Origin of the sequence: Shewanella sp. Isolate13 (assembly GCF_022398325.1) — a bacterium.
Lineage (GTDB): Bacteria > Pseudomonadota > Gammaproteobacteria > Enterobacterales > Shewanellaceae > Shewanella.
In genome coordinates this window covers 1-25,635 of record NZ_JAKEVD010000039.1, presented here as the reverse complement: position 1 = coordinate 25,635, position 25,635 = coordinate 1, and the positions used below count along the sequence as shown (strand labels likewise).

Here is a 25,635-nt window from a genome sequence, read left to right as displayed (position 1 = left end):
AGAGGTGATAGCACTAGAAGAGCGATTAATTTTCTTCGATCCTGCCTGATACAAGCAGGTGTTTTTCCATAGAAGCCTTGTTGAGCAATTTGTGAAGGCAAACATCAAGGGTGTTGAATTTATCGCCGCCGAAGGTTACTCAGACTTTGCACCTTAAGCGTTACATTTAACTGCAAGTCATGAACAGCTGCTAACAGCAAATAATAAAATTGGCAGTGAATTGTACGGATGAGTATTGGTGTTAGCGCGATAATATGGTGCTTGTGGGCAGGTTTTTCAATTAAAAAAGAGGCCTAAGTTATCAGCTTAGGCCTCCTTTTATCTAGCGTTTATGCCAGTCAGCTAGCGTTTACGCCGCTTGCACCTCTTTTGTGTATTCTAGCGTGCGTGCCTTTAACTCTTCAGGGTCAAAATCATCGACGTTGATGGACTTCATGCGGCCGATCTCGGCGCGTTCGAGTAGCGCGACCTCCTCTTCGCTTAGCACACCTAAGGCTTTACCTTCGGCTGCGACTTTATCTAGCCACATAAAGGGTAGGCGTTTACCTGCGGCCTTACAGACTTTGTCGTAGATAGGCTCTGATGCCAAGATATCCTTAAAGGTCTGCTCTTGAATACCCACGGCATTATGTTCACTCGGCGTCCAAAATTGGCCTTGACCTAAGCGCTCACGGCTTGCACAAGGCGTTTGCATGATTTTGGCGACCTTGTGGTCAAGCACATCGCTTGGGCGCTTAAGTGGACGACCAAATGGGAAGATAACTGCGCGAAGAACAATACCCAGTCCCATAGGGAAGTTGTCTAACAGCTCATCGAGTGAAGACTGTAGCTTATACAGTGAATCTTCGACCGCCCACTGTACTAACGGCAGATCTTCGGTGAGGCGACCTTCATCTTGATAACGCTTTAGGGTCGCTGATGCCAAATAAAGCTGGCTGAGCAGATCACCTAGGCGCGCCGATATACGCTCTTTACGCTTAAGGTTACCGCCAAGGGTTGCCATCGCTAAGTCAGATAATAGGGCCAAGTTTGCACTAAAGCGGTTCATTTGCTGATAGTAACGCTTGGTCTTATCGGAATAGGGCGCGTTAGAGAAGTAGCTAGAAGTTAAGCCCATCCATAAGCTGCGCACTAGGTTGCTGGTGGTAAAGCCGATATGACCAAAAATAGCGGCATCAAAGTCACGTAGGCCCTTGGTTGCATCAGGATCAAACGCCGATTCCATCTCGGCTAATACATAGGGATGGCAACGAATCGCGCCTTGACCATAGATGATCATCGAGCGAGTTAGGATGTTGGCACCCTCTACCGTAATGGCAATAGGTGCTGCTTGATAACCACGACCTAGGTAGTTATTTGGGCCTAAACACACCCCTTTACCGCCGTGAATGTCCATTGCATCGATAACGCACTTTTGCATTCTGTCTGTCAGGTGGTATTTCACTATGGCTGAGATCACCGATGGCTTTTCGCCAAGATCGATACCGGTTGTGGTGAGCGTAGTGACTGCATCCATCAGGTAGGCGTTACCACCAATGCGCGCCATTGGCTCCTCGATCCCCTCTAGCTTACCGATAGGTAGCTTAAATTGGCGACGAATGCGAGCATAGGCACCCGTTGCAACTGCAGCTGTCTTAATGCCCCCCGCCGAGTTTGAAGGCAGGGTGATACCACGACCAACCGATAGACATTCAACTAACATTCTCCAGCCTTGGCCCGCCATCTCTGCGCCGCCAATGATGAAACTTAGTGGTACAAACACATCCTTGCCGCGGGTTGGACCATTTTGGAACATGCAGTTGAGTGGGAAGTGTCGACGGCCTGTTTCAACACCGTCGATGTCTGTCGGAATAAGTGCACAGGTGATCCCAAGCTCTTCTTGGTTACCAAGTAGCTGGTCAGGATCGCGCAGTTTAAACGCTAGGCCCAATACTGTGGCAGTCGGTGCAAGGGTAATATAACGTTTGTTCCAAGTGAGCTTCATACCCAATACTTCTTCACCTTCCCATTCCCCTTTACAGACAATGCCGTAATCGGGAATGGCACCCGCATCACTGCCTGCTTCTGGGCTAGTGAGGGCGAAACAGGGAACTTCTAATCCCTTTGCAAGACGTGGCAGGTAATGGTCCTGCTGAGCCTGAGTACCGTAATGCTGTAGCAATTCGCCTGGGCCTAATGAGTTAGGTACGCCAACGGTTGAAGCCAGCTCGCTACTCAAGCCTGCAAGCTTTTGTAGTACTCGTGACTGTGCGTAGGCTGAAAATTCTAGTCCACCAAATTTCTTTTTGATGATCATCGCAAAGAAGCCGTTATCTTTGAGGTATTGCCACACCTCTTCAGGCAGATCGGCTAGCTCATGAGAGACTTGGTGTTGGTTTACCATGCGGCAAACTTCTTCCACTGGACCATCGAGGAAGGCTTGCTCTTCGGCACTTAGGCTGGCTTTGGGATAGTTGTGCAATTTGCTCCAATCTGGCTTGCCAGCAAATAGGTCCGCTTCCCACCATGTGGTACCCGCTTCGATAGCTTCTTTTTCTGTCGAAGACATTTCAGGCATGATCCCACGATACATTTTCAGTAATGGACGGGTGATGACATTTTGTCTGAATGAGCTGATATTAAGGGGGAGAGCAATGGCAAGAAACACTACCCATAGTAATGGGCTTAGGCTAGCGGCGCCGGTTCCGATTGCCAATACAATCGCGGTGCCTAAGGTGGCGGTAAGCAGAGCGACTCTTAGATAAGCGAAGGCGCCTATCGTAAAAATCAACGCCAAGATCCATAGTAGGGTAGTCACTGTAATTCTCCTTTTATGTGTGACCTATAGTTGACCTAAAGGCACTTATTTTAGGGTTCACATCACAATTATAGTGTGTGGTCAGACCTGTGTCTCATAAAATCTAAACCTTAGTTAATTTTAATACAAGATTTTTTTAAACAAATGTTTAAATTTATTTCTCATTCGCTAAACATTCCACTGCAGCGTCCAAGTGGTTAGAATATAATGATATAGAAGTCGTTGATTGAACGGGATTGAGATTAATGTGCGAATTGCTGGCCATGAGTGCCAATGTTCCGACAGATATTGTATTTAGTTTTACAGGATTAGCACAAAGAGGTGGCGTCACTGGGCCTCACGTCGATGGCTGGGGGATCACGTTTTATGAAGGTAAGGGTAACCGTACCTTTAAAGATGCACGCCCTAGCAGTGAGTCCCATGTTGCGCAGCTCATTAAGTCCTATCCGATAAAGAGTGAAGTGGTCGTGAGCCATATCCGCCAAGCTAACCGTGGCTGTGTGTCATTAGAAAACACCCATCCTTTTACTCGGGAGCTTTGGGGACAATATTGGACCTATGCTCATAATGGCCAGTTGAGCGACTACGAGCAAAAGTTTGTTTCGACACGTTTTACTGCCGTTGGGGATACCGATAGCGAGATGGCTTTCTGCTGGATCATGGACAAAGTGGTAGAGAAGTTTGGCGATAAGGCTCCCGACGATAGGTTGGCTGTGTATCACTACATTTCAACTCTGGCCGATGAAATTCGCGCCTTAGGTGTGTTCAACATGATCTTAAGTGATGGCGAACACCTCATGAGTTATTGCAGTAATAATCTTTGCTATATCACTCGCCGCGCGCCCTTTGGTAAAGCTAAGCTTATCGATACCGATGTGGTGATTGATTTCGATAAAGAGACGACCCCGAACGATGTGGTAACGGTTATCGCCACACGTCCATTGACTAATAATGAGCAGTGGAATGTGTTGACTCCTGGCGAATGGAAGTTATTTAAGAAGGGTGAACTTATCAGTTCATCTGCTAGTTAATCTACTACTGAATCAAAAAGCTCGCTAAGTTTACCTTAGCGAGCTTTTTTGTTTGCCTTACCCTAACAGCTTTGATGCAGGCGATAACGCTAACCTTCTTCATTACTGGCATCATCGATCACTTGTGCTTGCTCAGTGGTGGATGTCTTGGTTGGCGTGGTCGGTTCAAAACGATAATTGAGCAGTTTAATATCTAGCTGCTTACTGCCTTTTTCGAAATGGGTTAACCGTATCGGCAGGTAACTTAGATCTGGCGCCATCCAGAAGAAGGTCTGGCGTTTTGTGCTATCGCGTACGACCTCAATCTTGACGGTTTGATAGCTACCACTCTCGATATTAACCCGTTCTTTACCCACAACCTTAAAGGCATAATCATCGACTTCGCCCTCTTTGACCATGGTGTAATGCAGCTCATCTTTATCGGCTTGCATGTCGAGCCTAAACTGAAGTTGCACCATCAGTGGGTCAAATAGCTCGCTATCGTAGGCAAACTGAGCACGCTCCTCTTTATAGCGACTATGAACCACATTTTGCCCTTTAGCGAAGGCCGCTTGCTCTCTAAAGCTTGGACCCGTTCCGGTTCGCTCGACAGAGTAGCGCATGGGGGCCAGTTGGTTGTCAGCTTCTAAGGTAAAATCACTACGGATATGACGTCTATCGGACAGCATTAGCAGACCGACATCGCTATCGAAACGATACCGAAAGAAATTTCCTTGGGGGGCATCGAGAATATAGCGGGCTCGGCCGAGCTCTATACTGCCGTAATAGACTTGATATTCGGCAGTATGAGGCGTTAGTGCCGTGGTCTCTGCAAATGTTGAACCGCTTGCAAATAACAGGCTGACGGCGAATAGAGTCGGTAAATTTTTAGGCAAATATAACTCCTTACTCGCTTTCTAATATGGCATTGAAAGCACTAACGTTGCGATATCGGGTTGCCACTCATAGTCAGACAACTTAATTTTGCCACGGTTCACTATAATTCCCTCTGCACGTAGACTCTGCATCTGCTCTATAAATGGCGGCGTATGCTCAGCAAAGGATATTTTTCCCTGACTATTGATGACCCTATGCCAAGGAAGTGCCATCTCGGGGGGCGCTGCGCGTAATGCTTTTGAGACCAAACGTGCTCGACCGGGCAGGCCTGCCAAATCAGCTACCTTACCGTAAGAATAGACCTTACCTTCAGGGATCATAGACACTATGTGCCAAATTTGCGCCATAGGTGAAGGTTTATTGCTGGTTTGCATCCAGTTTGCTTCCTTTTGTTACCGTAATTTTTAACGCCATTAAGATCAACTTCTCGACCCGTTTGTATTAATTAGCCTGTATATATCAGTAGCATCTGTTAACTCGATGGTTGAAATACACCTCAAGGTTAATACGTTGTAATATAAAGTAAAAAGTCTTGCTGAGTCTTGGCGCTAAAGTAATAATAGCGCTTTTTTACCGGTATATATAATGTCAGTAAAGGCGTTCACTCCTTTTGTAGGCTCCCTGTTATTACTCTCAGCTATCTCTGCGCCTACTTATGCCAATGATTTCAGGCATATTGCCGACCCACTGAATTTAAATGATTCGCTCTATTTAGGTTTCGATGGTGATGTTTTTAAACTCGGAGGTAGTTTTGCCACGAGTCATCAAAAGTTTTCTGCTAATACTAACCTAGGCGGCGATAAATGGCATTTGGGCTACCTGTATTCGACGAATCAGGTAAATGTGAGAGCCTCGGTTCAACATGGCAAGACAGATACCCCGCAGGGCAAAGCCAGCCATTATCAGTATCAGCTAGGTTTAATGACCGAGCATCAAGGTTGGTTTTCGACTCAGGTCTTTACCGAGCTGGCAGTAAATCACTTGGCGGTTAAATCCTATAAAGACAGCACTGCTGCGAACGTGAATATGACACTACTTAAGCCGATGACTGAGCATTGGTATAGTGAGTTTTATGCACAGGGCAATATGGGGATCGATGGTGTAGAGCGCTATGAAGCAAGAAGTTGGTTAGCACTGGGGTATCAGATCAATCCGCAGTGGTCTTGGGTTGTACGTTATCAGTATGATTGGGAAAAGCTAGAGCGTTTTGAAAGTGAAGACACACAATGGGTATTTGCGGTGCGCTCGCAATTTTAAACTCTCGATTCTAAATCTTAGCTTGGTATCTAAAGACAATGCCCGTGTAACTTAGTACACGGGCATTTTTATTGTTACCACTTTAAAACGAGGTTAGCTTGCCTGAACAAGCGTTGCTTCGGCTTCATCATCTGCCTGTGGCGTGGTCCCAAATTTATGGAACATCACTAAGCCAAACGCGGTGAGTAGACCGAAGCCGCCAATGATGTACCACATCATATCTGGACGCTCTGCCCCCTTGGCCACCTCAGCGTATAGGTAACCCGATAGCGGACCTGCGAGCAAAAAGCCAATTGCCGAAGAGACAAAGTAGTAACCCATAAACATGGCTTTCTTGTCATGTGGCGCAAAGCTTGCGACATACTCTTGACTCTTAGGTGAGGCGACCATCTCTCCGACAGAGAAGACCAAAATGGAGGTCAAGACCATAGCTCCGCCCATGATAGCACCGTGGGCAATACCGCCAATGGCGGTGCCTAGTGCGAGAATGACGGTGCCACCCACGAGGACTGGCAGGGCTTGGAAACGCTCGACAAAACGACTGATCATCAACTGCATCACCACAATCGATAGGAAGTTAAGGCCAATGAGGTACTCAGGGTTAATCTGGCGATACTCGCTAGCCCAAGTCTGTGCGTATTGAGCCGCAACCGCCGGCGTTTGTGCAATAGCGGCAAACGCTTGGCTTAATTCTGCAGTCGGTACCATCACTTTAGTATGCACCAATTCAAAATAAGCCTGTTTCACATCGAGTGTGCCGGCGCTGACTTCTAGGCTTAAGCGGGTTAGCTCTGCCTGCAACAGGCCTAAATCGACAGGTGCAAAGAACTGCAATAAGTCAGGGTAGCCTGCTAGCATCAAGACCAGATCTGAGGTATCGATAAAGTCACGAATATAGATAGGCAAGGTAATAAAGATCTGTTGGTAGACCATCCACATGCCAGACAGAATGAGTAGATAGATCACGAAGGGTTTATTACCTAGGCTGATCTTTTGCGCATACCAAGGCGCTTGTTTCTTAGAGGAGGCGAGCTTGTTCCAGATGATATGAGCACTGAACCAAACGGCATAGATGATTAATGTGGTTTCCCCTGAGATCCATTTTGCGCCGTAAGACATCAAGATGATTAAGGTACCGAAGAATAAGATGGCAAAGCGGGCATTACCCAATACTTCTTGGATATCTTGAAATACCGCTTTAAGAGGCTTACCTTTTTGTTGATTCTGATCCGTAGGCTCTTCATAGAAGAAGTAAGCGGGAATGAAGTTAACCGCAATCCAAAAAGCCGACATGATAAATACCCAGTCCCAGCTAATAGCCCTGACATAACCTGCGATAAAAGGGCCTAAGAAGCCGCCGATATTGACCATCATGTAGAAGATCCCAAAGCCTAAGCCGCGGTTGGTCTCATCTGTGGTACGCGCCACGGTGCCAGTGACGACGGGCTTAAAGCAGGCGGCGCCTACCGCAACGCCCATAAAGGCGACAAAAAATCCCATAAAGCTATCGACTTGACCGAGTAGATAATAACTTGGGCACATGATGGCGTAGGCAACTAGGAACATCTTCCTATAGCCATAGCGGTCGGCAAGGGCGCCTGTTAATACGGGGAATAGGTAGAGAAAGAAGGGGATCATCCCCTGAAGTAAACCACGCTCTTGCTCAGAGAAACCTAGACCACCTTGATTCTGTGGGGAGGTCATATAGAGGGAAGAGAGGGCAAAAAAACCATACCAGGCAAGGCGTTCAAAAATCTCCATGGTATTGGCAACGAAGAATGTAGGGGGCAGCGCAGTGCGTCCTGCTCGAGTCATATTATAATCCGTATATTTTATACATTTTGAGTTATGCTAACACATGTTATGAAAAAGTGGAGCTTATTGTGCAAAATAGCAGCTGGTTGGCGCAGTAAATAGAGCTGAAGTATTGGCAAATAGCGCCCAGCAAGGGGAGTGAGTGGAAATAAGTCGCACAGAGATGAAGGTTAAATTCCTGTTAGAGTTGCCTTTGTGCTTGATTCGGTCATAATAGCGCGAAAATTTTTAGTTTACTTTTAGTGTGATAATAATATGGCAGTGTTAGACATTTTAACGATCCCCGATGAGCGTCTAAAACGCAAAGCGGTTCCTGTAACAGATATTGAGTCTGTTCAAGGTTTTATCGATGATCTGATTGAGACTATGTATGACACCGAAGACGGTATCGGCCTAGCAGCAACTCAGGTTGGTAGCTTGCACGCTATCTTAGTTATCGATCTGTCCGATGAGCGCGATCAGCCAATGGTACTGATTAACCCTGAGATCCTTGAGTCTCGTGGTGAATACCAAGGCGAAGAGGGCTGTTTATCCATTCCAGGTTATCGCGCCAAAGTGAATCGCCACGAAGGTGTGAAGGTGACGGCACTGGATCGCCACGGTAAAGCATTTGAAATCGACACCGATGAGTTCCTAGCGATCGTGTTACAGCATGAAATGGATCACCTTAATGGTATTGTTTTTACCGATCATCTTTCGATGCTGAAGCAGCAGGTAGCGCTGAAGAAAGTTAAAAAGTACCGATAGTCAAAAGCGATATAGCTAAGCTTTGGCAATCAGGCTGTAACCAGTAAGCTTGTATTCTTAGCCTCGATAGAGATTCGATAGAGATTCGATTAAGCGCCCCGCAATTGCGGGGCGCTTTTTTTTGCCTAAATTTTAAGAATTTATCAACCTAAGAGGGATCTTTTTGAGCTAGATCGCTTGCGATCTAAAGAAAGATATCTATACTGTATAAATATACAGTGTGACTGTGGATTATCTGTCCGCAGTCCTTATTTTACAGCACTATATTTTCTATCGGTTTGGTTCCGCCCTCAGTAGGTGGATAAAAGAGGCAAGGTGATGAGTTACGCTAAAGTAGCCAATGATTCGCTCGCAGGCATGGGGGGAGAGTTCGAGGAGCCAAATGCGACAGCTGCAGATCCACTTAAGTCGCTGCTCGAGCGTAAAGACTTGTGGCGAGCTGGCCTGTGGCAAGGAGAGCATCAAGCTAAGCAAATTGGTTATCCGAGTGGTTTTGCTGAACTCGATAGGCATTTAGCCGATAGTGGCTGGCCACAGCAGGGAGTTTGTGAATTCTTATGTCATGGTACAGGTCAGGGGGAGCTGAGTATTATCTTGCCGTTATTGAAGCGTCTAATAAACGGTACTCAAGCTAACATGATTGATAGCAGCGAGCTTGCCGATCCTCTGGTACTCATGGTGGCGCCGCCTTTTGTTCCCTATCCTCGAGCATTCGAGTTACAAGGTATCGATGTTGAGCGCTTAGTTTGGGTCGATAGTCATGACAGAAAAGAGCAGCTGTGGGCGATAGAGCAAGCCCTTGGTAGTGGTACCGTCCCCTTAGTATTAGCCTGGTTAGATCATTTGTCGATCACTGAGTCGAGGCGGTTACAGCTGGCGGCAGAAAAAGGTAAAGCCTTATGTATCCTATACCTGCCGTCAAAGGTGGCCAATGACTCTCACCCGGTGACACTGCGGCTATCACTTAGGCGAGAGCATTACAGTGCACAAAAGGCTCAAAATCAGCCCCTTCGCGCAGTTACGACTGTGGGGGACACGAGAGTGGATATCATTAAACGCCGTGGCGGTTGGCCTAGTGCGGAGTTTAGTTTGTCATTACTGCCAGCTCACCTAAAACAGAGCTTACTGGGCGTAGAGTCTTTCTTGGCTAATAGCTCAGGCTATGACTCGGATAAGGAGTCTGCAAGTGGTTTAGGTTCTAGCCCTAACCTAGATGGTACTCATGATAAAAGTGGCGGCTCAAAAGCGGTATTAACTCTTGTGACTAAGTGTTCTACTTCTGCACATGAAGAGGCGACTTTAGCGTTGCTGAAGCGTCATCAACTTAATTTTAATTAAGTTTTATTCTAGGTATATAAAAATGTTATGGCTTGCAGCCTACTACCCCCAGTGGGTATTTCAATACTTAAGGTATCACCATGATCTGCAGTCGGTTCAAGGCTGTTTGCTATTTGAGCCTGGCAGCTTACGGGTGCTAGCCCAAGATGAGATTGCAGAGCAAGTTGGGATCGGCAGGGGAATGAGCATTAGTACGGCTCAAAGCTTACTGCCCGATGTGGTGTTGATAGAGTTTGAGCCCGGGTTATGTCAGCAAGCATCAGACTGGTTATGCCAGTGGAGTTATGCCTTTAGTGCCCGTGTTGTGCCGCTGCATTGCGCTTTGATGCCGCCATCTTCTACAAGCTCAAATAGCAAGTTCGCAGTGACTGATTGTGTCAGTGACTGTTTGTTACTTGAGGTGAGCTCGATGGCGCGGATATTTGGGGGGCTCGACAGCCTTGCGGCTCAATATGCACAAAAAGCCCAGAGTCTAGGCCTAGAGTTGCAGCTTGCGATAGCCAATACTCCACTTGGGGCTCAGCTACTTGCACTGCAGGCACCTAAGTACTGCGCCTTGAAGGCAGAAGCACTCGATGAGCTAAATGAGCAAGAGCCAGCTGTTTTATGTGGTAAGAAGGAAGGACTATTAGGTAGAGAGCCAGTCGTTAACCCAGCTCCTCTTAACCAAGAACAGCTTAGCAACACCGCTATTGCTCAAACATCCCTTACCCAGACGTTAGCGATGCAGTCTCGTTATCTGCAGCATGAGCAAAGTAGGCATTTACTCGCAAGTTTGCCTATAAGTCGTTTACCCATTTCGGCTTATTTAATTGAAACCTTTACCAATATTGGTCTCGTTACGCTTGAAGAGATCATGGCACTGCCCGATAAGGAGTTGGGGCAGCGCTTTGGTCAAGCCCTGCTGCAGATGTTAGCTAAGATCACGGGTAAGTTGCCGCAACCTATGGTGTACTTTGAACCTGCGGAGCATTACAGGCAGAAGTTGAGCCTACTATACGAAGTCGAGTCTATGCCTGGGATCATCTTTCCTTTAAGGCGGATGATCAACGAGATGGCCGATTATTTGCTGCTGCGGCAGTTGGCAGTGCAAACCTTAAACCTAACATTTCGTTATAGAGATTTAGAACTTGCGCCACTACAGATAGTGATCCATTACCCTTTTGCCGAGCACAGAGCCGAAGCTTTGCTAAGCCTGTGTCATATGCAGTTAGCCCGTATGACCTTATATCAACCTATTGTTGAGATCATCATTAGCGCCGATAAGTTTGTGCCACTCACGCTCGGGCAAGAAGCTTGGCTTAGTGAAGATGCGCAGTCGGGGGCACGGCAGCGTTTATTGTCACAGCTACAGGCAAGGCTGGGCAGTGATAAGATCAAGGGACTACGTAGCGTACCGAGTCATCTGCCAGAGAAAAGTTGGCAAAGTGTTGAATTATCTTGTTATTCATCCAATCAAGCTAAAGCGGCTGCGACTGCCGAGATGATCATTGGTGCGTGCCGACCGTTTTGGTTACTCGAACAGCCCCAAGCGCTTTCATTGGCAGAGTTTGAGCTAATTAAGGGACCAGAGCGATTTCAATCCCATTGGTGGCAAGATGAGGGGGCTTGTCGAGATTACTATATTGCCAGCCATATCGATGGTGGACTGTGTTGGGTATATCGTGATCAACAAGGTTTCTACCTGCATGGTTGGTTTGCCTGATGTACGCTGAGCTGCATGCAATTTCCAATTACAGTTTTCTGCGTGGCGCTTCTCATCCCCATGAGCTGGTGGAGCAGGCGGTAAAACTGGGCTATCAGGCGATCGCCATTACCGATGAGTGCTCCTTTGCCGGAGTTGTTAAAGCCTATGAGGCGGCAAAAGAGCACGACATCAAGCTGCTAGTTGGCGCCGAGTTTAGGCTTGCCGAAGGCCTGTTCGTGTTATTGGCGATGAACCGTAAGGGCTATGGCCAAATTAGCCAACTTATCAGCATTGCGCGCCGCAGAGCAGAAAAGGGCGAGTATGAGTTGGAGTTTACCGATTTGTTACTGGGGCTGGAGCAGTCGATTTTACTCTGGCAACCCTCTTCTCCAGAAGCGATTGATACCTCCGGTGGTGAACTCGCTGAGCAGTTGCAGCAATATCAAAGTCAAAACTTAGTGATTGGGCGCAAGATAAGCGATGCGTTTCAGGAGCGCTGCTACTTGCTTATGGAGCGAAACCTGCTGGCAGGCGAAGCGTTAAAAATTGAGATCTGGCATCATCTTGCTAAGCAGCTGAATATCGAGTGTGTTGCTGCGGGAAATGTGCGTATGCATGCTCAGTCGCGGCAGAAACTGCTAGATGTGCTGAGTTGTATTCGTTATGGCACAGAGCTCCAGCAGGCGGGCTCGCGGCTGTTGGCAAATGCCGAAACTGCCCTAAAACCCATTGAAGCCACCATTAAGCGTTATCCAAAATCTTGGATTGATAACACGTTGACCATAGCCAACCGCTGCAGCTTTAGCTTAGATGAACTTAAGTATGAGTATCCCAGTGAAGTGGTGCCTAGCCACCTTAGCGCCAGTGAATATTTGGCTGAGGAGGTTTATAGGGGAGCCTTGTGGCGCTTTGGGAAAGAGATCCCAACTAAGGTCAAGGCGCAATATGAGAAAGAGCTGCAGATCATCAAAGAGATGCAGTATGAGTATTTCTTTTTAACCATCTATGACATTGTCCAGTTCGCGAAGTCTAAGGCTATTTTGCACCAAGGTCGGGGCTCTGCCGCGAACTCTGTGGTGTGTTACTGCTTAGGGATCACCGAGGTGGATCCGACTAAGGTGAATATGTTGTTTGAGCGCTTTGTGTCGAAGGAGCGTAATGAGCCACCAGATATCGATGTGGACTTTGAGCACGAACGACGTGAAGAGGTGATCCAGTATATTTACGCTAAATATGGCCGTGACCGTGCAGCCCTCGCCGCAACCGTGATCAGTTATCGATTTAAAAGTGCCATGGCCGATGTAGGTAAAGCGCTGGGCATCGATAAGCAACATATTGAGCATCTGCTGCACAGTATCGACAGGCGAGACACAAAATTTGATTGGTTAGCCCAGTTAGAAGCTAAGTCTTTAGTGCCTCAAGAGGGCGTTGCACGTTATTTATTGCCCTTAGTGCAGGAGATCTTGGGTTTTCCACGGCACCTGTCGCAGCATGTGGGCGGCTTTATTATCTCAGCTGGACCTCTGAGTGAGCTAGTACCGGTGGAGAATGCGGCCATGGCTGATAGAACGGTGATCCAGTGGGACAAGGATGACTTGGAGAGCTTAGGCTTACTTAAAGTGGATGTACTGGCATTAGGCATGTTGAGCGCAATTAGAAAGTGCTTCGAACTGCTCAGTACTTCAGAGCGGACATTTTCTATGGCCGATGTGCACTGGGAGCAAGCCGAGGTGTATCAGATGTTACAACGGGGCGATAGCATGGGAGTCTTTCAGGTAGAGTCTCGTGCACAAACTTCGATGTTGCCAAGGCTCAAGCCCCGCTGTTATTACGATCTAGTGGTACAAATCGCCATTGTAAGACCCGGCCCCATTCAAGGTGATATGGTGCATCCTTATTTAAAGCGCCGTGATGGGCTGGAAAAGATCAGCTACCCCAGCTCGGAGGTGGAGTCGGTACTTTCACGTACCATGGGAGTGCCTATTTTTCAGGAACAGGTGATTCAGTTAGCGATGGTTGCTGCGGGTTTTTCGGGTGGAGAAGCCGATCAGCTTCGTCGGGCAATGGCCAGTTGGAAGCGTTCTGGTGAGTTGCAGCAGTTTGAAGATAAACTGCTTCGTGGGATGCAAAGCCGTGGTTACTCAACGGAGTTTGCCGAGCAGATCTACAGGCAGATAAAAGGCTTTGGAGAGTATGGTTTTCCAGAGTCTCATTCGGCCAGCTTCGCCTTGCTGGCTTATGTGTCGGCCTATTTAAAGTATCACTATCCTGCGGCCTTTTGCTGCGCGTTACTCAATAGCCAGCCTATGGGATTTTATAGTCCTTCGCAGCTGCTGCAAGATGTGCGGCGACATGGTGTCACTGTGTTACCTGTGTGTGTTAATCACAGTCAATGGCAGCATACACTTGAGCCGACAGCTGAGGGGGTAGCTCAAATTCGTCTCGGTTTTAGGTTAGTTAAAGGTTTACATGCCAAAGAGATAAACCGTCTGATTGAGCTTAGGCCTGTGATAGGGTTTAGCCAATTAGCACAGCTCTATCATTTAGGCATTGCCCGTCATGAATTAGAGACTTTAGCCAGTGCTAACGCCTTTGCATCTGTAGCTGGTCACCGGCATCAAGCGCGCTGGCAACTATCTGCTTGTGAGCCGAGTTTACCTCTGTTTGCTCAGGCTGAGCAGCTTAGCTTTGATAAGCAGCTTTTCGATACGGGCATAACTGATACAAACCAAAATGAAAAAAAACAGCATCAATCTCAAACAGGTAGCCTGAGTCATGGTCGAGATCGTCAACATACACAGGTACAGCTGCCAGTGCCCAGCATCGCCGAGTCGATGTTAGCCGATTACAGCTATACAGGTGTGACCTTAGGTCAGCATCCGATGGCCTTATTAAGGGGGAAGCCTCACTTACGTCATTGCCTAACGGCTGAACAGCTTGAATGCTGCCGTAGTGGGCAACTGGTGACCGTGGCAGGCCTTGTTGTGGGGAGGCAAAGGCCGGGCACTGCATCGGGAGTGACTTTTATCACCTTAGAAGATGAGACTGGCAATGTTAACCTTGTGGTGTGGAGCGCCACCGCTAGGGCGCAGCGTCAAGCCTATCTGGTATCCACTATTATGAAAGTGACGGGAATATTAGAGCGAAAGTCTGATGTGATCCATGTGGTTGCGGGGAAGTTGTATGATATCTCAGATGAACTCGCCAAGCTCAGTGTGCATTCACGGGATTTTCACTAGTGCTCTGCATCTTTATCTTATTTGAGTATATAATCTTTGCCTTGTTAACTTTTGAGTCTATCTATTGCAAGTTATATTGTTAACCCATGAGCGGGAAGCCACTCGAGCAACCAATACCGGTAATATCGCTCTTGAGTATTTTCCTGAGTTTTGTCAAAGAATTATCTGGTCACGGGTTGCGCCATCTGAATTACTGCTCGCCAAGTTAAATGAAAGCGGGAGTGCGCTGTTGTTTCCAAAAGAGCTTCCCAACGAGGAAGCCGAGCAGGGCGCTGAGAGTGGCAGTGAAAGTAGTAATGAATTAACTCGAGAGAGTCATGGCGATTTAATACTGGAAACACTGCCCAAGACGTTAATTATCTTAGATGCGACCTGGCAAGAGGCGCGTAAGATGTTACGCCAAAGTCCCTACTTAAAAACAGCAAAAAGGTTTTCCCTAGCGGAAACACCTAAGTCTCAGTTTAGCTTACGGCGCAATCAAATAGAGGGGGGATTATGCACCCTCGAGTGTATTATTGAGCTGTTTAAACAAGCGGATATGTTTGATGAGGCGGCACGATTAACAGAAGCGTTTCAAGATTTCTGCCAGTGATTTAGCTTAATAGGCTGCGCTGTATACACGAAAATGAATCGCCAATATCAATATCAAAAATGCACTTAATGTGCATTTTTTATATTGGAGTATTTGTACGCGCTCGCCTACGTCCTAACGCAAAATTGCTCAAATCACCGTTAAGTAAACACATAGGAAATGACAGAACGCACCACCTAAAACGAACAGGTGCCAGATAGCGTGATTAAAGGGGATACGTTTAGCCACATAAAAAATGACCCCTAGGCTGTAAAACAGACCGCCGGCAAGCAAGAGATTAAAGCCCAAATCAGACATATTAGCGATCAGCTCTTGCATAACCGTTACGCATAGCCAGCCCATCACTAAGTACAGCACTAGACTAAATGCCTTAAAGCGACCAATAAACAGTGTTTTAAATAAGATCCCGCCAATTGCCAGTGACCAAATCGCCATTAACACCAGATCGGCATCACTGCTGTTTAGGGTGATCAGCATCAACGGTGTATAGGTACCAGCAATGAGCAGATAGATAGCGCAGTGATCGGCAATCTTAAGTCGGTGCTTTAACAAGGGAGAGGTGGCGCTATGATAAAGGGTCGAGCAGAGAAACAGTAAAATGATGCTGCAGCAATAAACAACCACACCTGTTAACTGAATAAAGCTCAAGTGGTCATAACCTTTTAGCAGGCACAAAATCAGTCCAATGATCCCCGCAACGACACCAATACCATGACTAATGCTATTAGCCCGCTCTTCGTTGACACAGTAACTCGCAGCCGTGAACTGCTTAGCTCCTTGCTGAGGAGTTGGCTTGTTTGAAACTGTCGCTTGTTCTACTGACATCGTATAAAAGACTTCTGGTTTGACCACAATTAGAAGCAGTTTAACAGCTTTGATTGGAAAAGCTATAGGTTAAGCTAACACGTGTACGCTTAATTTTGTTTTTTCTTTAAAGGTTAAGCATCACAGTGATAGCCAGTCATTTTTAAAGAGCAGGGTCACCTAATATCGCGGGGCACTTTAAGCACCTTTTTGTAGAGCCTTGTTTCTACCTATGGTTAAGCTAAAAGGATTGAGAAAATAGGCAAATGAACTCGTTTGGAAATAATGTTGAACCAATGTGAAGACCTTTTGTTCTAAGTTATTGCGCTATAGGGACAAGCAAAGGGATGAAGCGATTGAAATTAGCTAGGCGGGAAGCAAGACAGCTTGAAAAGAAGATTGATGACGACTTCAGCCTTCCTGTAGCTATGCCAATCGCGAATAGTTTTGTCGCTCAAAGGTCGAACTTGATAGACGTTGATGTGATTACGGTGGATTACGGAGCTCAAGTCATCGCGATTAATGAAACCATCACGCTATTCGACAGCCTATTAGAAGCTAAAGTAGAGGCTGAGTTTGAAGATGATAATCAAGCAGCTCATTCATTCAAAAACTTACCTTTAGATAATAACTTCTCGGGCTTGAGTAATAGCCTTGCTGTGATCATATTTGTGTTGCTACTGCATTTGCTGGCAATTTTGTTGCTGAATGAGTTTTGGACTGGTGCGGTGTTGATGACAAAAGAGATATCGCCTGTAAAAATTCGCTCTTACCTCTATCAGGCGCCACAAACCGTTAGCGAATTAGAAACTGGCGCAGACGCCGCGGCTACACCAGAGATAGCGTCTCGCACAAACTTAGACATGCCACCAGAGTTACAGGCACAGCCCTTGAAAGAGGTGGAGGCTGAGCGGGGAGAAGCGATAAAGCCTTTAGCGAAACGTAAGCCTTTATCAGAGCTTAAGCCACAAGCCCCATCGAATGTTTCAACCCAGCCTCTACTTAGCACTGAAGCGCGCAAACACCCCAGAACGAGTGTGAGTCAATTTACTCAATCTTATTTAGAGAAACAAAAAGCCAGTCAACTCGATGCATTGATCATCGACAAAGCTGAGCAATATACCCAAAAGCGTTCTCTCAGTGAGATGGACGCTGATATGCAGGAGCTAATTTTTCCTGAAGTGGATAAGTACAGCAAAGTGATCACCACAGATCACAGGTTAGACCCTAACCGTATCGTAAGACACGGTGATACCTGCTATCGGATCGTAAAGGTGCCCACTCAACTCAACCCCTATGCAGAAAACCTAGGTTATCCATTTAATTGCGGTGGCGATAAGATAAAAAAAGCGATTAATGAGGCGATATCGGCGCGGTTAGAAAAGCGAATGTTGCCAATAAAATAATAAAATTCAGTTGATAAATATTCATCTAAATTTTGCTTACAACAGATAACTACTTTAATTTACTTTAAATACAAAGCATTACACTTCATCATTTTTGAATGGTCATCAGGTCAGCCTTGGTAACTTGAGTCTTGTATCCTGCAAGCTGAACGGTCTATACTGCCAGCTCATCTTGTCGGAGTGCCATATGGCTGAGACCGTTAATTCGGGATCCGTTGAACCTGATCAGGCTAGAACCTGCGAAGGAAACAAGCGAAATACTGCACAAAAAGCCTATTTTAAAGACGCTTTTGTAGTTTTCGGTGGTTACGTATCACTGGCGTTTATTCGCTAAGGGATCCGTTCAACTTTTCACATTCTCATTTCTCCTGACAAGCAACTTCATTTCTTATAAAAAGTGAGTTTGCTAATGTCAAATCGTCGCGAAACCCGAGCACAAGCTCAACAATTTATCGATAACCTAAAGCCGTTACAGCACCCAAATTCTGAGAAGGTTTACCTTGAAGGTAGCCGAGCCGATCTTAGAGTGGGCATGCGTCAAATTTACCAAACAGATACCTTAGTGGGTGGCACCGAAGACAATCCTGTTTTTGAAGCGAATCCTCCCCTAAAAGTCTATGACTGTGCCGGAGCATACTCGGATCCCGATGCAAATATCGATGTACGCAGAGGCCTAGATAAGCTGCGTGATAACTGGATTGCAGAGCGAGATGATACCCAGCAACTTGCAGGTGCAAGCTCGGGTTTTACTCAGCAGCGTTTGGCCGATGACGGCTTAGATCACCTAAGATTTGAGTCGCTATTACCGCCGCGCCGCGCTAAAGTCGGCAAACGAGTGACCCAACTCCATTATGCTCGCCAAGGGATCATCACCCCAGAAATGGAGTATATCGCCATCCGTGAAAATATGGCGATGGCTGAGGTACAAGATCCGCTCCTGACCCAAAAAGATAGCGGCGAAAGCTTTGGTGCAGTGATTGGAGAACCGATCACTCCTGAGTTTGTTAGACAAGAGGTCGCCCGCGGCCGCGCGATTATCCCACTCAATATCAACCATCCTGAAGCCGAGCCTATGATTATCGGCCGTAACTTCTTGGTCAAAGTGAATGCCAATATTGGTAATTCGGCGGTGACTTCATCCATCGAGGAGGAGGTTGAGAAGCTGGTTTGGTCGACTCGCTGGGGCGCCGACACCGTAATGGATTTGTCGACAGGTCGCTATATTCACGAGACTCGGGAATGGATTATTCGTAACTCGCCAGTGCCTATCGGTACGGTGCCAATCTACCAAGCGCTTGAAAAAGTGAACGGTGTTGCAGAAGAGCTTAACTGGGAAACCTTCCGTGATACCTTGATAGAGCAAGCTGAGCAGGGGGTCGATTACTTTACCATTCATGCTGGTGTATTGCTGCGTTACGTACCGATGACGGCAAAACGCTTGACCGGAATCGTCTCTCGCGGCGGCTCTATCATGGCCAAGTGGTGCCTGTCGCACCATAAAGAGAACTTCCTCTACGAACATTTCAGAGAGATCTGTGAGATCTGCGCCGCCTATGATGTATCACTTTCATTAGGTGATGGTATGCGTCCAGGTTCGATTGCCGATGCTAACGATGAAGCGCAGTTTGCAGAGCTGGAAACCTTAGGTGAGTTAGTGAAGATTGCTTGGGAGTATGACGTGCAAACCATCATCGAAGGTCCTGGTCATATTCCAATGAACCTTATCAAAGAAAATATGGATAAGCAGCTTGAGCTTTGTGATGAGGCGCCGTTCTACACCTTAGGGCCGCAAACGACCGATATTGCACCGGGTTACGATCACTTTACGTCGGGCATAGGCGCGGCGATGATCGCTTGGTATGGCTGCGCAATGCTTTGTTATGTTACGCCAAAAGAGCATCTCGGACTGCCTAACAAAGAAGATGTAAAACAAGGGCTAATCGCTTATAAGATTGCAGCCCACGCCGGCGATGTGGCTAAGGGCCACCCGAGCGCGCAGATCCGCGATAATGCACTGTCTAAGGCGCGTTTCGAGTTTCGTTGGGAAGATCAATATAACTTAGGCTTAGATCCTGAAACCGCGCGGGCTTTTCATGATGAGTCTCTGCCTCAAGAGTCCGCTAAGGTCGCTCATTTTTGCTCTATGTGTGGCCCCAAATTCTGCTCGATGAAGATCACCCAAGAGGTGCGAGATTATGCCGCAGCCAAAGAGCGTGACGAGCAGGCTAACGCCATTGAAGTTAAACCTGCCACAGCCTATGAATCTTATGGTGTAGAGCCTAGACAGAGTCTAGCCGCTCAACAAGCGCTGGGGATGGCGCAGATGTCAGCCGAATTCAAAGCCAAGGGCGCTGAGCTTTATCATGAAGCGACCGATAAGCAACCCGATGCCGTGTTAGAGGATTAGTCATGATAGATGCTAACCAAGCTAGTATGGATAGTCGGCCTATCGTGTGGACGATTGCAGGTTCAGACAGTGGCGGCGGCGCAGGCATACAGGCCGATCTCGCGACCATATCTGATCTTGAGTGTCATGGTTGTAGCGTGATCACCGCAGTGACGGCGCAAAGTTCTGTCACAGTGTCGTTAGTTGAGTCCGTTTCTCAGAAGATGCTGCTATCTCAGCTCGATACCTTAGCGGCGGATCTTAAACCTGCTGCAATTAAAATTGGATTGCTTGCACAGCAGTCACAAATTTGTTGCTTAGCTAAGTGGCTTAAGCGGCAGCAACAAATTTGGCTGCAGAAGGGGACATCTGTACCCGTTATCTTAGATCCAGTCATGGTGGCAACCTGCGGTGATCCTTTGGCCATGGGCTCTGCGCTGGATTTTAGCCCCTTTAAAGGTTTGCTGACATTAGTCACCCCTAATGTCAGCGAGTTGCAAATAATGTCTGGCAAAACACTCGACAAGCTTGAGGACTGCATTCGCGCAGCAGAGCAACTCTCTGTACAACTTGCTACCTCGGTGTTAGCAAAGGGCGGCGATAAAGGCCCAAGCTGGTGTCATGCTCAGGCTAATGACTTGCTCGTTTGCAGCGAGGTCGAAGGTATATCGAGTCAACATCAACACCAAAGTTTTTGGTTATCTAGCCAGCGAATCGATAGCAACAATAGCCATGGTACAGGTTGTACCTTGTCATCGGCGATTGCCGCCGTGCTGGCTCATGGCTTTGTGCTTAACGATGCCATTGTGGTGGCCAAAGCCTACGTCAGTGCGGGGCTATTGGCGAGCTATCAGCCGGGCAGTGGAGCGGGGTGTTTAGCCAGAACGGCTTGGCCAAGAGAATTACGCCTGTTTCCATATATCAAACAAGTCACAGCTCAATGCTCACTGCCGAGCTCTGTGATTGAAAACGAGCCAAAGGTGACCGCTAAGCAGGCAGGCTTTACGAAGATAGATGAACCTTTGGGTTTATACCCAGTAGTAGCCGATGTCGCGCTGCTTGAAGCCTTACTCAAAGCGGGCGCTAAAACCATTCAGCTGCGGATAAAAGACACGAATGCACCAACGCTTGAAGAGCAGATCATCAAAGCGGTGGCTCTTGGCCGAGATTATCGAGCGCGGGTGTTTATTAACGATCACTGGCAGCTCGCCATCAAACATCAGGCTTACGGCGTGCATCTTGGCCAAGAAGACTTGTTTGATAGCAATCTAAAACAGCTTGCTGAAGCTGGCATAGCGCTTGGGTTATCGAGCCATAGCTACTTTGAGATCTTGTTGGCAAAACAACATCAGCCGTCCTATATCGCCTTCGGACATATTTTTCCGACAACCACCAAGCAGATGCCATCTCAGCCTCAGGGGCTTGCAAAGCTAAGGCGTTATGTCTCGCTGATGAAAGGCGAGTTACCAATAGTGGCTATTGGTGGTATCGATGCGGAGCGTCTGATCTGTGTTAAGGCCACTGGCGTGGATGATATTGCCGTGGTGCGGGCATTGACCGAGGCCGATGATCCGGCAACTGCTTTTAAGACGCTAAACAGCGCATGGCTCGAGGGCAATAGTGATGTCACTCAGTGATAGCGATTTTATCCGTTATTCTCGTCAAGTGCTGCTGAGCGAAGTTGGTGAGTCTGGGCAGCTGGTCTTTGCCAATTCTCATGTCGTGATTATCGGTGTCGGTGGCTTAGGTAACTTAGCCGCGCAGCAGCTTGCCGCCGCGGGCGTAGGTAAGCTTACCCTTGTCGATGGGGACAGGGTAGAGCTGTCCAATTTACCGAGACAACTGTTATTTGATGATGCCGACTTAGGACACAACAAGGCTGAGGTTGCAGAACGAAAGCTGAGTCAGGCCTACCCTCAGACCCAAGTGGATGGGGTGGGGCAATTTCTTACAGACGATAATATTGGTTTAGTTCTGGGGGATGACGGTAAGCATTATGATCTGCTACTCGATTGCAGCGACAACTTTGCTACCCGCCAGCGAGTTAATCGGTTTGCGATAGAAAACCAGCTCCCATTAGTTTCAGCCTCAGCAGCACATTTTAACGGGCAGTTGCTCACAATCGATCAGTGCCACAACCCAAATACAGGCTGTTACCACTGCTTGTTTCCCGCCGATATGTCGGTAAGCCAAAGCTGTCAAACCGTCGGCATTCTTGGGCCTATGGTGGGGACGCTAGCATCGATGCAGGCGCTAATGGCGCTGCAGCAGCTTTTAGGCGATAAGCAGGCCGTGGGTAAGCTGTTTAGATTTGATGGTAAACGTTTTAGTTGGCGCGAGCTTAACTTACCACGCAATCAGGCTTGTAGCGTCTGCGGCGTTGCTGAAGGCGATAAAGCCTCTGAGTTAGGTGACAAGTTGGTGACGGAGCTAGATTCAAATTTAAAGCAAGCTTCAGTCATAGGCTCTGAGCGCGTGCAAACAGGCTTTCAGTCTGGGGAGAAAGATTATGTATAAAGGAAATGACAGTATCTCAATCATTGTAAATGATGAGGTAAAACAGGTTGCGGTCAACGCGACGCTGCAAAGCGTGATTGAAGGTTATTGCGAGATCCGCGGCGTTGATATGAGTGCCATTGCCGCAGCGCTAAATGGTGATGTTATCACGCGCAGTCGATGGCAGAGCCAAGTCTGTCAAGCGGACGATAAACTAGAACTCTTCTCAGTTGTTGCCGGAGGCTAATATGTTAACGATTGCCGATCATCAATTTCAATCAAGATTATTCACTGGCACAGGCAAGTTTGCAACGGCTCAGAGCATGTTAGCAGCGGTGGCCGCTTCTGAGTCTCAATTAGTGACCTTGGCGGTAAAAAGGCTGGATCTGAATACTGGCAGTGACAATATTCTTAAGCCTTTGCTTGAGAGCGGGGTTAAGTTGCTACCTAACACTGCGGGAGCGCGTAACGTCAAGGAGGCGCTGTTTGCCGCCCACCTTTCACGAGAAATGTTAGGCACTAACTGGGTTAAACTCGAGATCCACCCCGATCCTAAATACCTGATGCCCGATCCCATCGAAACCTTAGAAGCGGCGCGCATTTTATGTGAGCAAGGCTATGTGGTCTTGCCCTATGTTCATGCCGACCCAGTGCTGTGCCGTAGACTCGAAGAGGTTGGCTGCGCTGCTGTGATGCCACTAGGCAGTCCTATTGGCTCTAATCAGGGGCTCGCGAGTGAACCTTTCTTAAAGATCATCATCGAGCAGGCCAAGGTGCCTGTGATTGTCGATGCGGGTATTGGCGCGCCATCTCAGGCAACCCATGCCATGGAACTCGGTGCCGATGCCGTGCTGGTTAATACAGCCATTGCTAGCAGCCGTGACCCCGTGGTGATGGGACGTTGTTTCGCTCAAGCCGTTAGTACAGGACGACAAGCATATATTGCGGGATTGGGGGCTGTGAGCCATCGAGCCCACAATACCAGTCCGCTTACGGGGTTTTTAAATGATGCGTAATTACTTAGCCTTTAAGGAGTGGTTATGAGCTTTGTCGATGTTTTTCAAAAGCTGTCACGCTCTGAGCTTAAACTAAAGCTGTATTCTACTACTAGCGCAGATGTGGAGCGGGCATTACAGCGTCCGTCGGGCGATCTAGAGAGTTTACTCGCACTACTATCGCCAGCTGCAGAGCCGTATCTTGAAAAGATGGCGCAGCAAGCGGTTGCATTAACTCGTCAGCGTTTTGGGGCGAGTATCGGCATGTATATTCCGTTATACCTGTCGAATCTCTGCGCCAATGAGTGTGATTATTGCGGCTTTACCATGAGTAATAAAATTAAGCGTAAGACCTTGTCTGGTGATGATGTTTCTAATGAGATGCGTCAAATTAAGGCGATGGGCTACGATTCAATCTTATTGGTGTCCGGTGAACATGAGTCTAAAGTGGGGGTTCCTTACTTTAAGCAGATCTTACCGTTAGTCACCGAGCAGTTTAGCTACGTGGCCATGGAAGTGCAGCCCCTTGAGGAGCCGGACTATCGAGAGTTAGTGGGCGCAGGTCTTGATGGGGTGATGCTGTATCAAGAAACCTATAACCCGGTGACTTATAGCGAGCACCATACTCGCGGCAAGAAGAGAGATTTTAGCTATCGACTCGAGTCGCCCGACAGAGTCGCCAGAGCCGGCGTCGATAAAATAGGTTTAGGGGTGTTACTCGGTCTAGATGATTGGCGCCTAGATGCGCTGTTAATGGGGCATCACTTAGATTATTTAGAAAAAACCTATTGGCGCAGCCGCTATAGCATTTCGCTGCCAAGACTAAGACCCTGTACGGGGGGAGTGAGCCCGAAAATTGAGCTTACTGATAAGGGGTTAGTGCAGATGATTTGCGCATTTAGACTGTTTAATCAACAACTGGAGATTAGCCTATCGACCCGAGAAACCCCAAAACTGAGAGATAACCTGTTTGCGCTCGGGGTGACCAATGTCAGTGCTGGTAGCTCAACGCAGCCTGGCGGCTATGTTGAACCTAACACTGAGTTGGATCAGTTTGAGATAAGTGATGAGCGTACGCCGCAAGTGGTTGCCCAAGCCATGCTTGAGCGGGGATTAAACCCCGTATGGAAAGACTGGGAAACTGCTTGGTAGTGAGGGACGTCAGTAGCTAGGCTCGCGCTTAATAGGCGTGAATTTACGCTTGCCATGTGCGAGCGTAAATCTAATGCTTATATCATTAAAATGGACAGTAAATAGCGGGCAAGGGCGAATGTGTGTAGCACAAAGCAAGCCCAAATTACTTTGACTCGTGGCCTAAAACACCTGTTACAGGTACTTTTTCAGTATCGCAAAGACTTCCGTCGGGCTGATAGGTTTACCCAAGTAGCCATCGGCGCCCAGCCTGAGTCCAAGGCTTTCATCGGACTCCTCTGCAAGTGCGCTGACAATAATGACGGGCAGCTTGGCGGTTTGTGGATCTTGTTTCAGATCTTTAAGGACCTGGTAACCGTTTTTCCCGGGCATCATGATATCTAAGAAGATAACGTTTGGGCGCTGGATGTTGGCAATATCAATCACATCATCACCGGAGTTAACCGTGGTAACTTGGTAATCATCGCCTAGAATTGACAGTAAGAGACTTGAACAGATAGGGTCATCATCTACGACCAATATTTTTGCTTTTTCCATTCAAATTATCCTCTTATGCTCACCTATAACTAGGATCTCACGTTTATTCAACAAGTCTATCATTATGCTCAGGTATTGGCTAATTTTAACACTCTTGTACACGCGAGTATTGCTCTGAATTAGTACACTTTTAAGATTGAAAATAGGGGACAGCGTGGCTGTACTTTGTATAATTTTTAGATAATAATTGAGCGAATAAGTTCCTATTGATAAGGGCGCTACTATGCAGATCCCACCGAGTATTATCTCTGGCCAAAATGGTTTTCAGTCTGCCCAGTCAGACTTAACTCAAGCCACGATTGATGTTGCTGGAGCAAGCCAGTCGGCTACCGGTACCACGACCGTTGAGAATAGCGCGACTCAGGTTAGCACTACCCAAGCATTAGTTGATGCAACTCAGGCTGGTATTCATGCACAAGCGTCGGCAGAGGTCATACAAACCTCATCAGATATGATAGGCAGTATCATTAATATTAAAGT

At 47.5% G+C, this 25,635-nt stretch carries 21 protein-coding genes and 1 riboswitch; of the genes, 15 read left to right on the top strand and 6 right to left on the bottom strand.

The annotated features are described in order from the left end of the window. Nucleotides 1–349: 349 nt before the first annotated feature. Nucleotides 350–2,797: an acyl-CoA dehydrogenase FadE gene (gene fadE / locus L1D44_RS18675; RefSeq protein WP_239892801.1), complete on the bottom strand. Its 2,448-nt coding sequence runs from the start codon at nucleotides 2,795–2,797 to the stop codon at nucleotides 350–352. Between the two features lie 245 nt (nucleotides 2,798–3,042). On the opposite strand from fadE, the gene L1D44_RS18670 reads away from it, so the two are divergent. Then, the gene (locus L1D44_RS18670; protein WP_239892800.1) at nucleotides 3,043–3,828 is read left to right on the top strand and encodes a class II glutamine amidotransferase; all 786 of its coding nucleotides are present in this window, start codon (nucleotides 3,043–3,045) and stop codon (nucleotides 3,826–3,828) included. A gap of 89 nt (nucleotides 3,829–3,917) precedes the next feature. Here the strand turns inward: L1D44_RS18670 and L1D44_RS18665 are convergent, their stop codons facing one another. Beyond that, nucleotides 3,918–4,667, bottom strand: a complete 750-nt coding sequence (locus tag L1D44_RS18665; RefSeq protein WP_239892810.1) for a DUF3108 domain-containing protein — start codon at nucleotides 4,665–4,667, stop codon at nucleotides 3,918–3,920. A gap of 57 nt (nucleotides 4,668–4,724) precedes the next feature. Further along, nucleotides 4,725–5,078, bottom strand: a complete 354-nt coding sequence (locus L1D44_RS18660; RefSeq protein WP_239892799.1) for an MGMT family protein — start codon at nucleotides 5,076–5,078, stop codon at nucleotides 4,725–4,727. A 211-nt stretch (nucleotides 5,079–5,289) separates the two neighbouring features. On the opposite strand from L1D44_RS18660, the gene L1D44_RS18655 reads away from it, so the two are divergent. Beyond that, entirely contained in the window at nucleotides 5,290–5,961 is a 672-nt protein-coding gene (locus L1D44_RS18655) for a hypothetical protein (RefSeq protein ID WP_239892798.1), read from the top strand. A gap of 93 nt (nucleotides 5,962–6,054) precedes the next feature. Here the strand turns inward: L1D44_RS18655 and L1D44_RS18650 are convergent, their stop codons facing one another. Next, on the bottom strand, nucleotides 6,055–7,776 hold the full coding sequence (locus tag L1D44_RS18650) for an MFS transporter (RefSeq protein WP_239892797.1): 1,722 nt from the start codon (nucleotides 7,774–7,776) through the stop codon (nucleotides 6,055–6,057). 255 nt (nucleotides 7,777–8,031) lie between these two features. Here L1D44_RS18650 and def point away from each other — a divergent pair, with 255 nt between their 5' ends. The 5 genes from def to L1D44_RS18625 all read left to right on the top strand — a co-directional run bounded on the left by def (nucleotide 8,032) and on the right by L1D44_RS18625 (nucleotide 15,379). Then, nucleotides 8,032–8,523, top strand: a complete 492-nt coding sequence (gene def, locus L1D44_RS18645) for a peptide deformylase (RefSeq protein WP_239892796.1) — start codon at nucleotides 8,032–8,034, stop codon at nucleotides 8,521–8,523. 318 nt (nucleotides 8,524–8,841) lie between these two features. Then, nucleotides 8,842–9,861, top strand: coding sequence for a translesion DNA synthesis-associated protein ImuA (imuA, locus tag L1D44_RS18640; protein ID WP_239892795.1), 1,020 nt, complete (start codon nucleotides 8,842–8,844; stop codon nucleotides 9,859–9,861). 22 nt (nucleotides 9,862–9,883) lie between these two features. Further along, the gene (locus L1D44_RS18635; RefSeq protein WP_239892794.1) at nucleotides 9,884–11,566 is read left to right on the top strand and encodes a DNA polymerase Y family protein; all 1,683 of its coding nucleotides are present in this window, start codon (nucleotides 9,884–9,886) and stop codon (nucleotides 11,564–11,566) included. Further along, complete coding sequence (locus tag L1D44_RS18630) at nucleotides 11,566–14,787, top strand: error-prone DNA polymerase (RefSeq protein ID WP_239892793.1); 3,222 nt, start codon at nucleotides 11,566–11,568, stop codon at nucleotides 14,785–14,787. Before L1D44_RS18635 ends, L1D44_RS18630 begins: the two co-directional genes overlap by 1 nt. A gap of 64 nt (nucleotides 14,788–14,851) precedes the next feature. Continuing rightward, entirely contained in the window at nucleotides 14,852–15,379 is a 528-nt protein-coding gene (locus tag L1D44_RS18625; protein WP_239892792.1) for a tRNA-uridine aminocarboxypropyltransferase, read from the top strand. A 129-nt stretch (nucleotides 15,380–15,508) separates the two neighbouring features. Here L1D44_RS18625 and L1D44_RS18620 read toward each other — a convergent pair whose 3' ends face one another. After that, on the bottom strand, nucleotides 15,509–16,204 hold the full coding sequence (locus L1D44_RS18620; protein WP_239892791.1) for a hemolysin III family protein: 696 nt from the start codon (nucleotides 16,202–16,204) through the stop codon (nucleotides 15,509–15,511). A 326-nt stretch (nucleotides 16,205–16,530) separates the two neighbouring features. On the opposite strand from L1D44_RS18620, the gene L1D44_RS18615 reads away from it, so the two are divergent. The 7 genes from L1D44_RS18615 to thiH all read left to right on the top strand — a co-directional run bounded on the left by L1D44_RS18615 (nucleotide 16,531) and on the right by thiH (nucleotide 24,618). Further along, nucleotides 16,531–17,589 carry a hypothetical protein gene (locus L1D44_RS18615; RefSeq protein WP_239892790.1) on the top strand — a complete coding sequence of 353 codons (1,059 nt, stop codon included), beginning with the start codon at nucleotides 16,531–16,533 and terminating at the stop codon, nucleotides 17,587–17,589. A 166-nt stretch (nucleotides 17,590–17,755) separates the two neighbouring features. Further along, nucleotides 17,756–17,854, top strand: a riboswitch (TPP riboswitch). A gap of 144 nt (nucleotides 17,855–17,998) precedes the next feature. Further along, entirely contained in the window at nucleotides 17,999–19,996 is a 1,998-nt protein-coding gene (thiC, locus tag L1D44_RS18610) for a phosphomethylpyrimidine synthase ThiC (protein WP_239892789.1), read from the top strand. Nucleotides 19,997–19,998: 2 nt separating this feature from the next. After that, nucleotides 19,999–21,612, top strand: a complete 1,614-nt coding sequence (gene thiE / locus L1D44_RS18605) for a thiamine phosphate synthase (RefSeq protein ID WP_239892788.1) — start codon at nucleotides 19,999–20,001, stop codon at nucleotides 21,610–21,612. Then, entirely contained in the window at nucleotides 21,599–22,492 is an 894-nt protein-coding gene (locus L1D44_RS18600) for a HesA/MoeB/ThiF family protein (RefSeq protein ID WP_239892787.1), read from the top strand. Before thiE ends, L1D44_RS18600 begins: the two co-directional genes overlap by 14 nt. Next, nucleotides 22,485–22,718 carry a sulfur carrier protein ThiS gene (gene thiS / locus L1D44_RS18595; RefSeq protein WP_239892786.1) on the top strand — a complete coding sequence of 78 codons (234 nt, stop codon included), beginning with the start codon at nucleotides 22,485–22,487 and terminating at the stop codon, nucleotides 22,716–22,718. Before L1D44_RS18600 ends, thiS begins: the two co-directional genes overlap by 8 nt. Nucleotide 22,719: 1 nt before the next feature. Continuing rightward, the gene (locus tag L1D44_RS18590; protein WP_239892785.1) at nucleotides 22,720–23,487 is read left to right on the top strand and encodes a thiazole synthase; all 768 of its coding nucleotides are present in this window, start codon (nucleotides 22,720–22,722) and stop codon (nucleotides 23,485–23,487) included. A gap of 24 nt (nucleotides 23,488–23,511) precedes the next feature. Next, nucleotides 23,512–24,618, top strand: a complete 1,107-nt coding sequence (gene thiH / locus L1D44_RS18585) for a 2-iminoacetate synthase ThiH (protein WP_239892784.1) — start codon at nucleotides 23,512–23,514, stop codon at nucleotides 24,616–24,618. 174 nt (nucleotides 24,619–24,792) lie between these two features. Here the strand turns inward: thiH and L1D44_RS18580 are convergent, their stop codons facing one another. After that, nucleotides 24,793–25,155: a response regulator gene (locus L1D44_RS18580; RefSeq protein ID WP_239892783.1), complete on the bottom strand. Its 363-nt coding sequence runs from the start codon at nucleotides 25,153–25,155 to the stop codon at nucleotides 24,793–24,795. A 223-nt stretch (nucleotides 25,156–25,378) separates the two neighbouring features. On the opposite strand from L1D44_RS18580, the gene L1D44_RS18575 reads away from it, so the two are divergent. Then, on the top strand, nucleotides 25,379–25,635 hold a 257-nt coding region (locus L1D44_RS18575; RefSeq protein ID WP_239892782.1), incomplete at its 3' end, for a chemotaxis protein.

What these genes read in the sequence shown, in the direction of transcription:
- L1D44_RS18655 (WP_239892798.1), top strand. Translation starts at nt 5,290, where the DNA reads ATGTCAGTAAAGGCGTTCACTCCTTTTGTAGGCTCCCTGTTATTACTC.
- imuA (WP_239892795.1), top strand. Translation starts at nt 8,842, where the DNA reads ATGAGTTACGCTAAAGTAGCCAATGATTCGCTCGCAGGCATGGGGGGA.
- L1D44_RS18670 (WP_239892800.1), top strand. Translation starts at nt 3,043, where the DNA reads ATGTGCGAATTGCTGGCCATGAGTGCCAATGTTCCGACAGATATTGTA.
- thiH (WP_239892784.1), top strand. Translation starts at nt 23,512, where the DNA reads ATGAGCTTTGTCGATGTTTTTCAAAAGCTGTCACGCTCTGAGCTTAAA.
- L1D44_RS18600 (WP_239892787.1), top strand. Translation starts at nt 21,599, where the DNA reads ATGTCACTCAGTGATAGCGATTTTATCCGTTATTCTCGTCAAGTGCTG.
- thiC (WP_239892789.1), top strand. Translation starts at nt 17,999, where the DNA reads ATGTCAAATCGTCGCGAAACCCGAGCACAAGCTCAACAATTTATCGAT.
- def (WP_239892796.1), top strand. Translation starts at nt 8,032, where the DNA reads ATGGCAGTGTTAGACATTTTAACGATCCCCGATGAGCGTCTAAAACGC.
- L1D44_RS18630 (WP_239892793.1), top strand. Translation starts at nt 11,566, where the DNA reads ATGTACGCTGAGCTGCATGCAATTTCCAATTACAGTTTTCTGCGTGGC.
- L1D44_RS18620 (WP_239892791.1), bottom strand. Translation starts at nt 16,204, where the DNA reads ATGTCAGTAGAACAAGCGACAGTTTCAAACAAGCCAACTCCTCAGCAA.
- L1D44_RS18635 (WP_239892794.1), top strand. Translation starts at nt 9,884, where the DNA reads ATGTTATGGCTTGCAGCCTACTACCCCCAGTGGGTATTTCAATACTTA.
- L1D44_RS18660 (WP_239892799.1), bottom strand. Translation starts at nt 5,078, where the DNA reads ATGCAAACCAGCAATAAACCTTCACCTATGGCGCAAATTTGGCACATA.
- L1D44_RS18615 (WP_239892790.1), top strand. Translation starts at nt 16,531, where the DNA reads ATGAAGCGATTGAAATTAGCTAGGCGGGAAGCAAGACAGCTTGAAAAG.
- L1D44_RS18580 (WP_239892783.1), bottom strand. Translation starts at nt 25,155, where the DNA reads ATGGAAAAAGCAAAAATATTGGTCGTAGATGATGACCCTATCTGTTCA.
- thiE (WP_239892788.1), top strand. Translation starts at nt 19,999, where the DNA reads ATGATAGATGCTAACCAAGCTAGTATGGATAGTCGGCCTATCGTGTGG.
- L1D44_RS18590 (WP_239892785.1), top strand. Translation starts at nt 22,720, where the DNA reads ATGTTAACGATTGCCGATCATCAATTTCAATCAAGATTATTCACTGGC.
- thiS (WP_239892786.1), top strand. Translation starts at nt 22,485, where the DNA reads ATGTATAAAGGAAATGACAGTATCTCAATCATTGTAAATGATGAGGTA.
- L1D44_RS18650 (WP_239892797.1), bottom strand. Translation starts at nt 7,776, where the DNA reads ATGACTCGAGCAGGACGCACTGCGCTGCCCCCTACATTCTTCGTTGCC.